Annotated in this window: 7 protein-coding genes; 4 read left to right on the top strand and 3 right to left on the bottom strand. The window is 54.3% G+C overall.

Features of this window, described 5'->3' with window-relative positions:
- The first annotated feature begins 156 nt into the window (after positions 1-156).
- Positions 157-2,442 (top strand): DUF1592 domain-containing protein, encoded by a 2,286-nt coding sequence (locus SH287x_RS01145; protein WP_479516602.1) that lies wholly within the window; start codon positions 157-159, stop codon positions 2,440-2,442.
- Between the two features lie 195 nt (positions 2,443-2,637).
- Positions 2,638-3,957 (top strand): DUF1552 domain-containing protein, encoded by a 1,320-nt coding sequence (locus SH287x_RS01140; protein ID WP_479516601.1) that lies wholly within the window; start codon positions 2,638-2,640, stop codon positions 3,955-3,957.
- Positions 3,958-4,218: 261 nt separating this feature from the next.
- Here the strand turns inward: SH287x_RS01140 and SH287x_RS01135 are convergent, their stop codons facing one another.
- Positions 4,219-5,538 (bottom strand): hypothetical protein, encoded by a 1,320-nt coding sequence (locus SH287x_RS01135; protein ID WP_479516600.1) that lies wholly within the window; start codon positions 5,536-5,538, stop codon positions 4,219-4,221.
- A 272-nt stretch (positions 5,539-5,810) separates the two neighbouring features.
- Between SH287x_RS01135 and SH287x_RS01130 the strand changes: the two genes are divergently transcribed.
- Positions 5,811-8,774 (top strand): tetratricopeptide repeat protein, encoded by a 2,964-nt coding sequence (locus SH287x_RS01130; protein WP_479516599.1) that lies wholly within the window; start codon positions 5,811-5,813, stop codon positions 8,772-8,774.
- A 1,482-nt stretch (positions 8,775-10,256) separates the two neighbouring features.
- Positions 10,257-10,751, top strand: a complete 495-nt coding sequence (locus tag SH287x_RS01125; RefSeq protein WP_479516597.1) for a hypothetical protein — start codon at positions 10,257-10,259, stop codon at positions 10,749-10,751.
- A gap of 602 nt (positions 10,752-11,353) precedes the next feature.
- Here SH287x_RS01125 and SH287x_RS01120 read toward each other — a convergent pair.
- Both SH287x_RS01120 and SH287x_RS01115 read right to left on the bottom strand, forming a co-directional pair.
- Positions 11,354-11,755, bottom strand: a complete 402-nt coding sequence (locus SH287x_RS01120) for a hypothetical protein (RefSeq protein ID WP_479516595.1) — start codon at positions 11,753-11,755, stop codon at positions 11,354-11,356.
- Between the two features lie 540 nt (positions 11,756-12,295).
- Complete coding sequence (locus SH287x_RS01115; protein WP_479516593.1) at positions 12,296-15,832, bottom strand: spermine/spermidine synthase domain-containing protein; 3,537 nt, start codon at positions 15,830-15,832, stop codon at positions 12,296-12,298.
- Between the last annotated feature and the right edge of the window lie 182 nt (positions 15,833-16,014).

Raw genomic sequence — 16,014 nt, 5'->3', positions numbered from 1 at the left:
CTGACCCCGCCTGCCTGACTCTCGCCCGCTCTGCCTGCTGACGCATTGTCATCGATCCGTTGCCCACCTGCTGCTGAAGTTGATCCTATGAGAAGCCACTCCACTGTCAGCGTTTTTTCCCAGAGGAACCCCATCGTTGGGGTGATTTGCTGCGCGATGTGGCTGGTTGGGTTTTCTGGTTTCAGCTTGAAAGTCTGGGGGGAGGACAATCATGCCGCGGCCAAGGTTCGTGGGCAGCAGATATTTGTCGAGAAGTGCGTCAGTTGCCACGGCCCGCAAGGCGAAGGGATGTCCGATGGTTACAAGTCGCCGCTACTGGGCGATGCTTCCATCGTGGAATTGACACGCATTATCGATGCGACCATGCCTGAAGGGGAGCCGGAAGTTCTTGATAAGGCTCAATCAGAAGACGTCGCCCGCTATATGTACGATGCTTTCTATTCGCCCGAAGCCCAGATCCGGAACACTCCTTCCCGGATTGAACTCTCCCGTTTGACCGTTCGCCAGTATCAACAATCCGTGACGGATCTCGTGGGAAGCTTCCGTGGCGGGTATGAAAACACCAAAGACTTTGGCCTTAAAGCCACTTACTTTGAAGGTCGGCGCTTCCGGAAAGAAGACAAAAAACTCGAACGGATTGATCCCGTCGTCAACTTTGATTTTGGCGAAGGGAAACCATTACCTGATGTTGAAATGGCCAGTGATGAATTCTCCATCAACTGGCATGGCTCACTCATCGCTCCGGAAACCGGTGAGTATGAAATCATCATCAAAACCCTCAATGGTGTCGAATTCTGGCTGAATGATGACTCAAAGATGCTGATTGATGGCAGGGTTCGTTCAGGGAATGATGTCGAGTGGCGCGAGCGCATCCAACTGCTCGGGGGGCGTCGTTATCGATTGCGTCTGCAAATGTTTAAATCGAAAGGGGCAAAAGAAAAGACCGCTGGCATTTCGCTCTGGTGGCGTCCACCTCATCGAAGCGAAGAACTGATTCCTCAGCGAAATCTGCTCCCCGCCTGGACGCCGGAAGTCTTTGTCGTCAACACGCCGTTCCCGCCTGATGACCGCAGTTCTGGCTATGAACGTGGGACGGCGATCTCGAAGGAATGGGCACAGGCCACGACTGATGGCGCTATTGAGACGGCCGCTTATGTTGTGCGGAAGCTCAAAGATTTTGCGGGCTATGGAAGAGATGCCAACGCTGAGGAACGCACGAAAAAAGTCCGGGAATTCTGCGTCCGTTTTGTCGAGCGTGCACAGCGGCGGCCTTTAAGTGAAGACGAAAAAACGCATCTGATCGACGGCATGATCGAGAAGTCAGACGATCTGGAGACCGCCGTCCAGCGGATCATTCTGCTTTCGCTGAAGTCGCCGCGATTCCTATATCGCGAGCTGGGAGGGGATCCGAATGACCCCTGGAATGTGGCCTCGCGCCTTTCTTTCACTCTCTGCGATACGATTCCGGATCAGGAACTCCGAGATGCCGCTTCCCGCAACCAGCTACAAAAGCCAGATCAGTTGCAACGACAGGCCGAGCGCCTGGTGCGAACCACTGCGGGGCAAGCCAAACTCAAATTTTTCCTGATGAACTGGGTCAGAGTCGAACATCTGACCGATATCGCCAAGGATTCGCAGACATACCCCGATTTTACACCGGCCATTGTCAGCGATCTGCGGACATCGCTGGAGTTATTCATCGATGAAATTCTGAAAAGCGACCAGGCAAGCCTCAAACAACTTTTGACGGACGATCAGGTCTGGTTGAATGGGCGACTGGCCAAGTTCTATGGCGTTGACCTGCCAGAATCAGCGGACTTCCAGAAAGTCCGGCTGGATGAGGGCAAGCGTGCCGGCGTGTTGACTCATCCCTTCCTGATGGCGGGCTTTGCCTACACCTCGACGACATCTCCGATTCACCGGGGCGTGTTCCTGACCCGTAGCGTGTTGGGGCGTTCGTTGAAGATGCCACCGATTGCGGTCTCGCCGGAACCTGCCAACCTTCACCCGAATTTATCAACCCGTGAACGAGTCGATCTGCAGACCAAGGCCGAGATGTGCCGCACCTGCCACAACCTGATCAATCCGTTGGGCTTTTCACTGGAATCGTTTGATGCGGTCGGTCGGTTCCGTGGTGAAGAAAAAGGGAAGCCCATCGATGCCACGGGGTTATACCTGACTCGGGCCGGACTGGAAGAAAAGTTTGCGGGAAGTCGGGCGCTGGCCGAGTTTCTCGCCAATAGCCCTGAAACCCGAGCCGCCTTTACCCAGCAATTGTTTCAGAATCTCGTGAAACAGGCCTGGCCCGCGTATGGTAAAGAACTGATGTCCCGCCTGGATGAGCGTTTTCAGAAGTCGAATTTGAACATTCGTGAACTGGCGGTTGCCATTGCCGTGGAAACAGCCCGACTCCCTGAAGCGACTGAGACGGCGGCCAAATAAGCGTCTTTAACGATTCTTTGGGTGAAAACGCTTTCCGAACGGCCAAAGTTGCGTTTTGATGCCTGGTGAACTGAAAAGTTTGGGGGAGATCACCCGACTTCACAGTAGCCAACGACCTTGCAAGTTGTTTAGAATCAATGGATCAGCATCCGCCGATTCGTTCCAACCAGAACCTCCCGCCCTCTGGAACCTGCCATGTTCGACCACTCCAACCGCCGCCGTTTCCTCCGCGACTTGGGCGTCAGTGCTGCAGCCATTCCGTTTGCGCTGAATCTTCCCAGTCTGGCGTTTGCCAATACAACGCAGCGGAAACAGCGACTGGTGGTCATCTTCAGCCCTAACGGCGTGGTTCCAAAAACGTTCTGGCCAAAGGAAACAGGGACAGAGTTCGAGCTGCCTGAAAGTGTCCAGCCACTGGCTCCTTTCAAGGATCGGCTGTTGTTCCTGCGTGGGGTCGCGGATCGGATCGGTGGCGATGGCGATAACCATATGCGCGGCATTGGCTGCCTGCTCACCGGCATCGAACTGTTCCCCGGTAACATTCAAGGGGGATCACATACTCCCGCTGGCTGGGCGAGTGGTCACTCTATCGATCAGGAAATCAAAAACTATTTGCAAAGCCGGCCTGAAACCCGAACCCGCTTCGGGTCTCTGGAATTTGGGGTCATGGTTCCCGAACGGGCAGACACCTGGACACGCATGGTCTATGCGGCTGGTAACAAGCCGATTGCCCCGATTGATGACCCTTATCAGATGTTCCACAAGTTGTATGGCCGTCGGAAGGATCAGGCCAATCTGGGGAGCATTCTCGACGACGTGCTGGCGGACTTAAAGCGACTGGAAGCGAACGTCAGCCCGCAGGATCGCCATTTATTGGAAGAACATGCAGGCTTTGTCCGTGCGATGGAGCAGGAAATCGCAGCTTCCAAGAACATGGACATGGGCCATGCCCTTCCTGTTCTGGAACCCGGCTTAAGGCACGAAAACGACCAGATGCCGCAACTCAGCAAGATGCAAATTGATCTGCTGGTTCATAGCTTTGCGGCTGATTTCAATCGCATTGCGACCTATCAGTTCACAAACTCGGTCGGCGGGGCCAAGATGCGCTGGGCCGGTGTCGAAGAAGGCCACCACGAACTTTCTCACGAGCCAGACAATAACGAGTCCGCTCAGGAAAAGCTGACCAAGATCAACAAATGGTATTGCGAGCAAATCGCCTATCTTTGTCAGCAACTGGCCAATACCCAGGAAGCTGATGGAAGTGGCAGCCTGCTCGATAACACCCTCATCGTCTGGACGAATGAATTGGGTCAAGGGAACAGTCACACCCTCGACAACATCCCGTTCCTGTTGGTCGGGAATGCGCCAGGTTTCAAGATGGGGCAGTCACTCAAATTCGATCGGGTGCCACATAACCGGCTGCTCATTTCGCTGGCTCATTCGTTTGGCCATCACATCGAACGCTTCGGTAATCCCGACTACAGCAAAGACGGCCCCCTGACCGGCTTGGCTTAGACACTTGCCAGCGAATGCGATTAAATTTGACAAGCCGTCATGTCCAATACTGCGGGCATGACGGCTTGTTCGTTTTCATCATGTGATTTGTTCAGCGACTTTTGAGTGGTCGCTGAACGGCTTGTTGTCATACACATTGGAACTCAAACTGGCTCTCTATGTGCCATACATGCAGCTTTGGGCAAGCATGTTTATGCGATCGTTAACTCGCTATTTCAGGCTGCGGTTCGTATTAAATACTGATCCAATAGACCCCTCTGGCTATTTATCTGAAGGCTCCGAGGTTTCAATACTAAAGGAGCCAAACCACATGACCGCTTCTTTAAGTGGGACTCGGAACTTGCCATTGGTAGTGGTATAGCCAAACTCCAGACCATCCGGGCCTTTGGGTGTGTGCTTGTGGCCAAACGGGTTCCAGAAGAGAACCGTATCGGTCGCTTCGTCGTACTCCAGCACACCATACGAATGGTTGTAGTAGATCCCTTTTACGAGAGTTTGCTTTCCTTTGGGGCCACATCCTCCCACGATCAGACGTTTTTCTGCGAAAGCCGCCTTGAGGTCTTCTCGTAACGGCTGAAGATCATCGGCACTGGCACCTGATTCATCCCGTTTCTCCCGGTAGTCCTCGCAGCCATGACGGCGTACTTTATGCCCGGTGAGAATCTCCAAAGGCACATTCGGTGTGCCACCGACAGCGATTAAACTGATCGGTGTGACATGCTTCGTATTCTTGGCCTGCGCCCGTTCCAGCATCACGGTGCCAATGGCTTTTTCATAGGCATTTGTCCAACATCCGGTATTACGAGACGTCGCCCCAATGATGATTTCGGCATCTGTGGGAGCATCGACTTCAAACTGGCGGCCATTCCCCATCGTGACCAGCAGCTTCCCATTGGGTTGAATCCGCAGCATCCGCATGAGGCGATCCGGATCGCAATATGCACAGGTTCCCATGCTGACAATCAAAAAGCAGTCACCGAGTCGTCCCTGGCTGATCGATTCCAATTTTGGCGGGCCATCGGCAAACAGTTCTCGACGGGATTCCTGGATCTTCTTCAGCCCTGACGAGTACATCGTTTCATATTTTGGCTGAGGGACTTCCGTTGTTGATTTGGTGGTTATTCCCAATGCGATCTTATCGAGCGTGAGCGGCGGCAACTCCCTCATTGCCCGCACAGCCCTTCGGAGAGAAGCCGCTGCGGCAGCAGATTCTCCTTTGACTTCAGGATTATGAACGGCCAATTCAATTTCATTGGTGGAAAGCTCGCCATCTTTATCGAGATCCCACGCGGCAAACTTCTTCGAGACCTGAGCATAAAACGGGCTGGCTGCTAAGGCCTTCTTCGCTTCGGCAGAGAACTGCGGCTTGGCCGCCACAGGCTTACGAGCCGTGTCAGCAGCCTGCACCACTTGGCCCCAGGATGTATCGCTTCCCACACCTGATGAAAGACTCAGCAGACACATTGTCGCCAGGCTGGTGAAAGCGACATTCCTGCTGGAATTTCTTCTTGCAGGAAATAACGGGTTGACCAAACCACAACCGCGCACAGAGACATTGGGCACTGCCCACAAACGCAACATAAACACCTCGGCAAATGGGAGGAGAGTTCGAGGGACACACCAAACCTCTCAAGCAAGGGGTATGCCAAAAACAGTTCCGTGAATCTGACCTTCTCAATCCCCTGACTGTTTGAGCACAGTTTGCACACAGCCCACGGCATCTTCTCTCTGAACGCCCGTGATGTGAATTGATGTGGCTGGTTCTTGGCGAACTGACATTGACGCTCTGCGATCCATGGATGATAAGGTGTTGAACGCCTCTGTTCACATCCCCGGATTTTGAAGCATCGTTTATGGCTGCGCATCATCCGCCCGCCCCAACCAAAGGTTCTAGCGGACATTCTCAAGACGGGAAAGGGGCGTCAGCTTCCCGCAAAAAAATCCTGGGCCTGCCCCTTCATCTCGCTTTGATAGGCGGCGGATTGACCGTTGGGATCTTTTTTCTCGCAGGAATCTTCTGGTGGCTCTTTCCCGGAGAGTCCGCGCAATCCAAAGCTCTGGCGGTAGCGACGACGCTTCTTGAGACTAACGAGTTTGAAAAGGCGGCTGAACTCGTACAACCGCTCGTCGATCAGCAGTTTCAAGATCCAAAGTTTCCAGGCGGCATGTCTTATGTTCAAGGAATCCTGGGTTATCACGAAGCTCGCAATTCCGATACGGAAATGGAGCGACCACGATTGGCTGCTGCTATTTCTCTTTTACGCGATGCTCAGGCCCGCCAATCTGACATAGTACAGCGAGCGGGCTGGAAGAATTTTATGGCGCAGAGTCTGTATCGCACAGGTTCTGTGGAAGAAGCGCGCAAGTGGCTGCTACCTCTTTCAGCAACAGACTCTCCGTTTCGAGCCGGGGCGGTCGACACGCTTTGTGCGATTGACCTCTCACTCCTGGATATTAACCGCACTGCACCAGCCACTGAAGTAGCGCCAGATCCTCACCTGCCCCCGTTGACTCCACTCAGTCCCGCACCAGCGAAGGCTGCCCAGACAAAACATGATGGCGCCGGCACCAAAGAAGCCGCAGGACACAGTCGATCGACACACGATCAACCACCACATGATCAGGCGAGTCACGGCAAGAACAACCACGCCAAAGAGGATCACCCAAAAGACGAGCACGGCAAAGAGACGCATGCCAGCCATGGAAGCAATGAGCATGGAAGCGGTGGGCATGGAAGCAGCGGTCATGGGCACGATGAGCCTGCTGAACAAGAACCTGCCGAGCCGGTGTTCGTCGATCCCTACGCGGCCCTGCCCATGCTGGAAGGTGACTTGCGGCGCATTGAAGATCTGATCAGCGACACGTCGCTTTCCCAGAACAATCAATCGATGCTTCTGCTCCGCAAAGCCGATGTTCTTCTCGCACTGGAGCGAATGGCTGAGGCGGGAGCGACGCTGCAACTGGCACGACTGACCACCACCGATCCTGATGGACTGACGATTCACGAAGCTCGTCTGGCGATGGCGAATCGCAAATTTAGTGAGGCGGAGAAGCTGCTGCTGCCTCTGACCGAAGAGAAACGCCCCGGCCCCCGGCACGTGCGAACTGCCATGTACCTGCTCGCTCGCTGCTCACTGGAGAACGCTCAACGTGTAACGACGGTCAATGAGCGACTCACCTTGCGAGGCGAAGCGATGAAACGACTGCGTGACTTGCTCGCGCGGTTTACTGGCACTGAAGAGGCTGTCGTCGGGATGATCGATCTGGCCGATCAATATCGCCTCGACGGAAATACAGAACGTGCCATCGAGCTTTATTCCGGTGCCATTCGGACTGTTGTCCGACTCGAGGATTATCACAATCGCTGGTTGAGTTTGTCGGCTTTTCGCGATCGGATTCGCCACGCCTGGCAATATTGGCTCGATGCGGGAATGTATGCCGAAGCTCTGGCACTGGCTGAAGTGCTCCCCCCTGTGTTTGACCGTGTGGAAATAGCAGAAATGCTGGCCAATGCGACTCAAGGGTGGAGCGAAGCAATGCAGAAAGAGTTCGATCTTCTGCCAGAAACTCTCAAACCCCAACAGGCGGCAGCTGTCAGAAGCCGTTGGAAAAACAGCGCGAAAGCCTGGTTTCAACTGGCTCAGTCCCGCAACATGACTCCCCATTATCCCGACGATCTTTGGAAGAGTTCCAGTAATTCTCTCCTGGCGAGTGACTATGCCTCGGCTCTCGTGCGTGTTGACGAATACCTGGCCACCTTACCACGTGACATGCTGGCCACGGCACTGGTTCGCAAAGCCGGGCTGTTGATGGATCTGGATCGATTGGATGAAGCAATTCCGCTGCTCGAATCGATCCGTGAGAAGTTTCCCAACGACCCCTCATCCTACAAAGCTCAAGTCAGGCTGGCCTATGCCTTCACTGAGAAAAATGATCTGGCCAAAGCTGAAGTTCAGTGGAGATCCATTCTCGCGGCTGACAACCTCAATCCCAACGCCACGGAATGGAAAGAAGCTTTACTGCGATTAGGCACGCTACTGGTGAACCGTGGCGTCCTTCAGCGACAACAGATGGCCAGAACCACTCCACAGAGCGGCCTTCCCACGGCGAAACCCACAGCTGCAAATTCTCCCTCCACTTTAAACATCACGCCCGCTTCTCTCTCTGAGGAAATGAGCGGCAACGCGGTAAGTCCCTTCAGTGGCCCGGAAGCCGTTCGTGCGGTTCAGATTGAAGCGGCTTCACGCCTGACCGAATTTCTCGCCCGCTATCCACAGGATTCTTTACGCACCGAAGCCCTGTATCAATTGGCACGGTCTCAACGAGAGCAAGCCCGGTTGATTCGTCATTTGCTGGATGCCTCACCGACTGAAGCTTCGCGGTTGCGACTTCAAAAGCAGCAGCAAGTCCTTAACGAACAATCTCTCGATAACTTAACCAGTTTAAGGACAGAATTAGGGAAGGTCTCCAATAGGGAGGGGCTAAATACGTTGGGAGAAGCCATGCTGACCGCCAGCGCTTTCGACGTGGCTCATCAACTCTTTGAACTTCGCCGGGATAAAGAAGCGATTGCCGCTTATAACACGGCTATCAATCGGCATCGGGATAGTGCTCAGGTGTTACCGGCATTCCTGCAAATGGCAGAGTCGTATCGCCGATTAGGGAAACCCGCCGAAGCCCGCAGCATGCTGGAACAGGGCCGCATGATTCTCAAGCAACGACAGATCCCTGATAGCGCCTTCGACAGCCTGGGATCTGGACTATCACGGGCGGAATGGGAACTCTGGCTGGAAAAGATCGGCCAACTGGGCAGTTGATATTGAACGGACTTGATTCAACGAACCATCCCCTTTCCAGAAATCAACGTCGCGTAGCCAGAGCCAGTAACCAGAGTCAGTAGTCGCAACTCACCAACTGCACCGCCGGCATTCTCTGCTATTTATTTACGTAGGGTGCATGAAGCGCAGCGCAATGCACCAACTCCCAACGTTCAAGTAGCCGGAGACCGTTATTAAACGGTAGGGTGGGTTAAGGCTTTGCGCAACCCACCAGCCTTACTAAAAAGAACAATCCGCCCTGGCGGCGTAAGACCCATTCGCGGATGAACAACTGACCTTCATACGCCGCCCCAAACCCCGCAAGGGGATTCCGATGGGAGAGGGTGGAGGTGAGAGCGTACCGCCGTTCAAAAGATATTTGAGGCACCCACTACGAACACACGCCAGATATCTATTAGAAATCAAATGTTATGTATCTACGTAGGGTGCATGAAGCGCAGCGCAATGCACCAACTCCCAACGTTCAAGTAGCCGGAGACCGTTATTAAACAGTAGGGTGGGTTAAGGCTCTGCGCAACCCACCAGCTCTATTGAAACACTCACGAACCGCCCCCGAAAAAACACCACTACTCTGGCGGCGTAAGACCCATTCGCGGATGAACAACTGACCTTCATACGCCGCCCCAAACCCCGCAAGGCGCAAGGAAGGAGCGGCCACAACGGGGCCGCGGATCTTTAGCCGACGTCCCGGCCGATAGGCCCAAACCCCGCAAGGGGACGAAAGTGGCCCCCGACCACTCTTGCGAGCAATCGGGGGCCGTGAAATTCCAGCAGTGATCAGGGCCAATCCACGAAACATCATTCCACGAAGTCACCCTCGTTGAAAAACATTCCGTCGGCCTGTCTGATTCAGTGTTTTGCTGAATCAAACGTGATTGTGTTGGCATCCCCTCGTCACAAGAAGTGGCGAATGAATAAGTGCCAATAAAAAACATTCAGTCGGGCATCAGAGGTGTTCTGCGTGAGCAGTTCGCATCTGTTGTTTGACTGTTTGTCAGTCTCGAATTCGAGGGAAGCGTCCACAATCGGCGCTTCCGCCAGCAGGAAGGAGTTCCTGTTGGCAAAGGGTTGGCCCTGACCGAGCCGATGGAGAGCCTTCTGTCCGGAATCACAGGCGAAAAAGACCTCAACCTGCGAGGTGCACCCAAAACGAAGCCTCTCTACCCTACCACCCTTTGTTGCGCGAAAAGCATCCTTCTTTCCCTTCTCATTCCGGCGTCCTGGCGGCGTAAGACCCAAACGTGAACAAACAACCGACCCACATACGCCGCCCCAAACCCCGCAAGGGGGCCGCAGAGGTTACGGCACCGGACGGCGAGCCATCTCAGTTTCCCACCCAAAACGAGGCTGGATTAAAACCGCCGTCGGTTGGAGAATGAAACCTTTTATGGCTTGACCACCCCGTTAGAAATCAGAGTTTCAACCGAGGCCACCCGGCGTCCTTGGCTTTAAGGTTGTTAAATGTCTCACTCAAGACGCTTTAGTTTGGCCATCGTTTCAACATGCATTCAGGTGCCTTTGTTAGCCATCATCTTCTTCGGTGAGTTCGGCTTCTACTTCCCGGGGCCAATGGGCTCGTGGGGTGACTGGATTCTATGGATCTTCGTTTACACCGCGTTACTCGTTTTGGGGATTGTAGCAGCCTCCTTTGAGCGACGGCCTTGGCTGGCCGTTATTCAAGTGATCGCGCCAATCATACTGGGCTTTGGATACTGGTTGTATGTGACTATTCCAGAGCCACATTATGCCGCTGCTGAGTATCAGTTTCTCGTTGGGAAGACGTTGGAAGAAGTGGAACACACATTGGGACGCCGTCGCCTTGGTGGAACCGGAATCGATGGATATTTACGAGAAGTCACAAAAAAAGGTGAATCGGTAGAGTATGGGACTCAGCACTACAATGGAATGCTTCTGCTCTACTCGAAAGATCTGCGAGTCATTCAGGTTCGTGAGTGATCTTAGCCATACTACGAGTTTTCCCGTCGCTACGTAGTAGGGCATGCTCCCGCCTGCCGGTTCGGTGGGGTGGCTCAGGTTGACGGTATTCAGTCTACCTGGGTGGCACACAAGAGGTTAACGAGATTCAAATGGTCTAGCTGAAGGTGTTCAATGCCTTGGCCACAAGTCAAGCAACGACACTAGCCGGAAGCGCTACTAGCCGGAAGCGTTAGCGACGGGCATGACTTATTATTCACTCTGCCGCCACAAATTCATCTTCAACATCCCTCCGAACCAAAACATTTTTCTTGAATCCCTCTCGCTCCCGATTGTGAGATCATTAATGCAAGTGTCCGTCGCTGACGCTTCCGGCTCGTTGGTATGGGACGAGTTGCTACAAGAGGTTAACAAGATTGAAATGGGCTGGCTGAAGGCTTTCTCGGCATTGGCTCACAGGTCAGGAAAATCGCTTAATGGGAGTGACTGCCTCATGGCTTTTATCGACATTGACCTCTTGTGCTTTCAGCACACAGGTAGCCCGCAGACGGGCAACCTGTGCTACCCTGCTTCCAAGCCCCCTGAATTTAAGGTGTTACCGTGTCCGTGAAACCTGAGCCACCTCACCTCCCCGAGCCGCCCTCAACAACAATAAGTTCATTAACAACTCTGTTGCATAAGTCGTTGCATAAATCCCACAACCTTGCATCGCTTGTGGAATCGCCACTATGGGAAGGCGGGCAAATCCCTTTTACATCAATCTCCTTTCCTGCCTCTCCATATCCTATGTTTATATATGGTGCAATATGTGTTGTATTTGCCGAGAGGAAGGCGTCCTTTAGCTCATTTACGAGCGATTTGGGAACCAATAAGTCGAAGGGGACGAACCCGGTCCGGCGCTCAGTGCTTTGATACGAACCACTAGCCTTGCCTTCAGAGGTGACGAACATGTCGATCATGTATCCATCAGTAAAGCGAGCTGCAATTCTGTGCAGTCGAAAACGGTATTCAAGTGATTTTAGCATTGTGTTTCACCATTTTAGTCGCGGGGTGGCCCAGGTTGACTGTATTCAGTCTACCTGGGAGGCACACAAGAGGTTAACGAGATTCAAATGGTCTAGCTGAAGGTGTTCAATGCCTTGGCCACAAGTCAAGCAACGACACTAGCCGGAAGCGTTAGCGACGGGCATGGCTTATTAATCACTCCGCCGCCACAAGTTCATCTTCAACGCCCCTCCGGATCAAAACATTTTTCTTGAATCCCTCTCGCTCCCGATTGTGAGATCATTAATGCAAGTGTCCGTCGCTGACGCTTCCGGCTCGTTGGTATGGGACGCGTTGCTACAAGAGGTTAACAAGATTGAAATGGGCTGGCTGAAGGCTTTCTCGGCATTGGCTCACAGGTCAGGAAAATCGCTTAATGGGAGTGACTGCCTCATGGCTTTTATCGACAATCGACCTCTTGTGCTTTCAGCACACAGGTAGCCCGCAGACGGGCAACCTGTGCTACCCTGCTGAGTTTGCAGTGAGTCCCGGCCTGACATTTTCCAAGGCAAGGCCTTGGGCTATTTTTTCAGACCCGTTTCTTTGAACTCGGGCTTTACCGTGCGGAGATTGTTTCGGTAGGTCTCCAGCGGTTGCGTCAACAGGCGGTCAATCCCTTGTTCGCGCAGGTTCCATGCGACAGGGTCTGAGACGCCGCTGCTGGCCAGTTGACCCAGTATGTCCTTACTCCGCCGAACGGTCAGCAGGCAGACATCGATATCGCGCAGAGTCAGCCGGAGCGACTTGAGCGTTTGAGCCGTCCGGAGATCCCAGCGGCTCCGCATGACGTGGAGCAGACTGAGCACCAGATCATAACGGGACGCGTCATCGACGATGCTCTCGGGATGATCAAGCACCAACTCCAAAGCCTGCTGCACGTTTCTCACAGAAGAGTCAAACCCAGGGGCGAAATAGACCAGATGCAAACGGTGGCGGAGTTCTTCGCTGGCGGAACTGTCTCCCGCCTTATGCAGCAACTCCGCAACTTCCTGATGAATGAACGGCGAGAGCAGCGGGTCGTAAGTGTCTTCAAACTGCATCATACCAGCGACTTCAGCGGCTGGATTGGCAGAGCGTATGGCCTCACCCAGATGCTGGAAGTAATCCTTGCGGCGGGCATAGTCGGGCAGCATCCCTCCCTTGAGAGCCTGAGCGGTTGCCAGACGGACGGTCGCCACAGGCGGCTTACCCAGGCGTTCTTTAATGGTCTTGCGATATTCCCACCACCAGGCTTCGGGGTTGTCGTTGATGAGGTGCCGCTGAGCGACAATTTCTTCCAGGCGACGAACAAGATCCGGGTCTTCGCCATCGAATCCCATCCATTCCATCAGGCGGCTGGTGCGATGGTAGACCACTGCTGGTGGTGCCTCTTCGGTTTCGGGATCATAAGGAATGGGAAGGGGCGGATAGACCGGATCAGTGGTGCGGGCTTCATTCAACAAGGAGTGTGTCTGCTGAAGTTTAGTGGCCCAGCGCATGGTTTCGATGGGTGTAAACCATGCCAGATGATTGGAACGAATAGTATTCGCTCGGGCGTATCGCAGGTGAGGCTGTGTGTCGCCGCCATCAAGTTCTCCCAGAGCGGCATCATCAATGGCAGCCATGCCTGCGACCATCGACCAATCCCAGCCAGCCTGTGCCATGATGCGCCGCATCTGTGGCGTTCTCAGACGGGCCAGGAAGCCTTCGCGAATCAGCCCCTGTCGAGAATTGGTCGCTAACCAGAGGGCTTCCCCAGGGACACCCGTTTGAATCAGCGAGACTTCACGAAAGACAGAACGGAGGGTGCGGGCAACATCCACCAGAACCTGAGGGCCGTAATCAATGCACTCGTAGCGCTGGCAGAAAATGCCATCGTCAGTCAGGCGATGGGCGCAACGAACGTAATGTTCGCGAGTCATTGACGGCGTGCCGCGGTCGGTCGAGGTGAGCGCTGGCGCAGAAACAATCACATCAAATTTTTGATTGAGACTGGCAATCCCCCAATGAGGATCGACCTGATGAATATGGAAACGGTCATCATCCAGAGCGGCTCCCAATGTGGGGGCAACATGCTCATGTGCCATCGCCAGTTGCTGCTGATCCCCTTCCAGACAGGTAATGTTCTGCAAAGGAAGATCAGCCAGCGTGACCAGCGGCATCCCCGAACCAACCCCCAGAAGCAGCACGCTTCGGGCTTCATGGTGCATGACGACCGGCAACGTCGACAGGATTAACTCAGGAGCCGATTGCGGCACCACACGGGGATCGCGGCTGATGGGCGGGAGAGGAATTCCGTTCACTCGTGCCACGTCTTCCAGGAATTTGTAGCGCCAGCGAACCAATGTCCCATTAGGCCCATGCCCCACATAGGTCACGCGGCCTTCATCCAGAGCCGTGAGCATGTTGGAAGAGAATCCCGCCTGCCAGGCCACGAAGGCTTTCGTGGAAAAAAGAGCACGAGCGTTCCAGGCGGCTGATTCGCGGGTCAAAGCCCAGGGCATTGCAATTAACAGAAAAGCACTGGCACCCACACCACACATCTTTGCCCAGCGAGACCCATGCTGGCTCCGACGTGCCAACGCGGTTGTGTCGCTTGATGAGGTCGTTGAGTCAGCCAGACCTGACGAAGCCGTCTCGTTCGTCCAGTCATGCTTGAGTGACCAGACCACAGGGCCTAACGAAACCAGGGCCAGCCCCCAGATCGAAGCGGCCAGCAGTTCGACGGGAGCCAGGAAAGTGCGGCCAATCCATTGAGCCATCAGCCAACCGATGAGGAAGCAGAGGATCCAACTGATATTTCGGCCCGACCAACGGCTGGATGTGGCACATCCCAACAACCATCCTGCTGGCCAGACCATCAACATGGTAAAGCCAAGTCGTACGATCCAGACGCCCAATGACCAGTTCAGAGCCGCGTTAGCCAGCAATAAGCCTTCGGTCAAAGCGGGCAGAATTAACAGGTTCAAAGCCAGCCCCGCAACACCCCACCAGACCATGACGCTGCGACACGACAGGGCGTGGGTCTTTGGAGAATTCGGCAGACTTCGCGAGGCCCAGAAGGCAGCGGCTCCCCAACCGGTCAACCAGCCAACAGCCAGACCAGTCGCGACAAACGTTCCCGTCGGAATCCTGTCATTAACCAACCGTTCCATTCCCCAGAACGCAACACCCGCAACCAGTGCGGCGAACACAGAAATCGCCATCGTCCATGAGCCAGGCCGGACGACAGTATTGTTTGAGGGAGAGAATGAAGCAGAATTGTGAGAGAAGGAAGCCGCGACGTTTGCAACCGCGTCTGGAGATGTCGAACTCAGTCCCATCCACCGCCAGATCCCGGTCATACCCACGACAAGCCCCGCCAGTCCCAGAAGAATCGAGGGGGAGGCACTATTGGCCAGAAGATAAGCGGTGAGCAGCATGCCCAGACCGGTGCCAACAGCCAGCCAGGTGGGATGTCCGGCCCGGTGAGAGGGAAGTTCCACAGCCAGTTCACGGAGCGACCAGATGCACAGACAGGTTGTCAGCCCCACCGAAATACTGCCCACAGAAAGGGCGACGACGATAAATGACGACGTCTGACTCAGCGTCTCAATCGAAAGTCCCGAGATCAAAGCCACGGGAATTGTGAGAAACAATGGCCCGATCCAGAACCAGACGCATGTAACGAGCAACACCAGACCAACAGGTAACGAGACTCGTCTCCTGGCATTCCTGGTCTTGTCCGAATTCACTTTGTCTGAATTCATCTTGGCAGAAACAGGAAGCGAAGCTCCCAGGCAAGCCCCAGCCGCCAGGGCCACCAGGGCACAAGACTTCCACGGCTCAAGACTGCCCCAGGTGGCTTCAATGATCTGAGCCATCAGCAGCGCGCCGGCTCCAATCCCCCACAACGCAATTATTTGCCAGGCCAACGCCTGATGAACCAACGCCAGCCCCATGCGACCCACGAACTTTGCCATCGGTGAGGACAGCAATCGTGTGGTGACTTGCTGGAGAGTCCCCGGCAATTGACCAAAGAATGACTTCGCAGGGATTGAAGCCCATGCCGCATGCGGGGTGTTCGGTTTGGCGTCCATGCCTGACCTTCTCGTTGAAGCAGCTCATGCATTCTGGCTTGAGCGCTGTCACGGTTCTTTTTTTTATAAAGCCCTGCTGAAGCAGACCTTTGGGCGAATCCGACGCCACTAACCGGCAAAATTTACCGAAAAATACCATCGAGGGGAAGACAGACCCATGAAGCAGGGAAAATTGTGGACAC

The organism is Planctopirus sp. SH287 (assembly GCF_056500625.1).
This window is presented reverse-complemented; position numbering and strand designations above follow the sequence as displayed.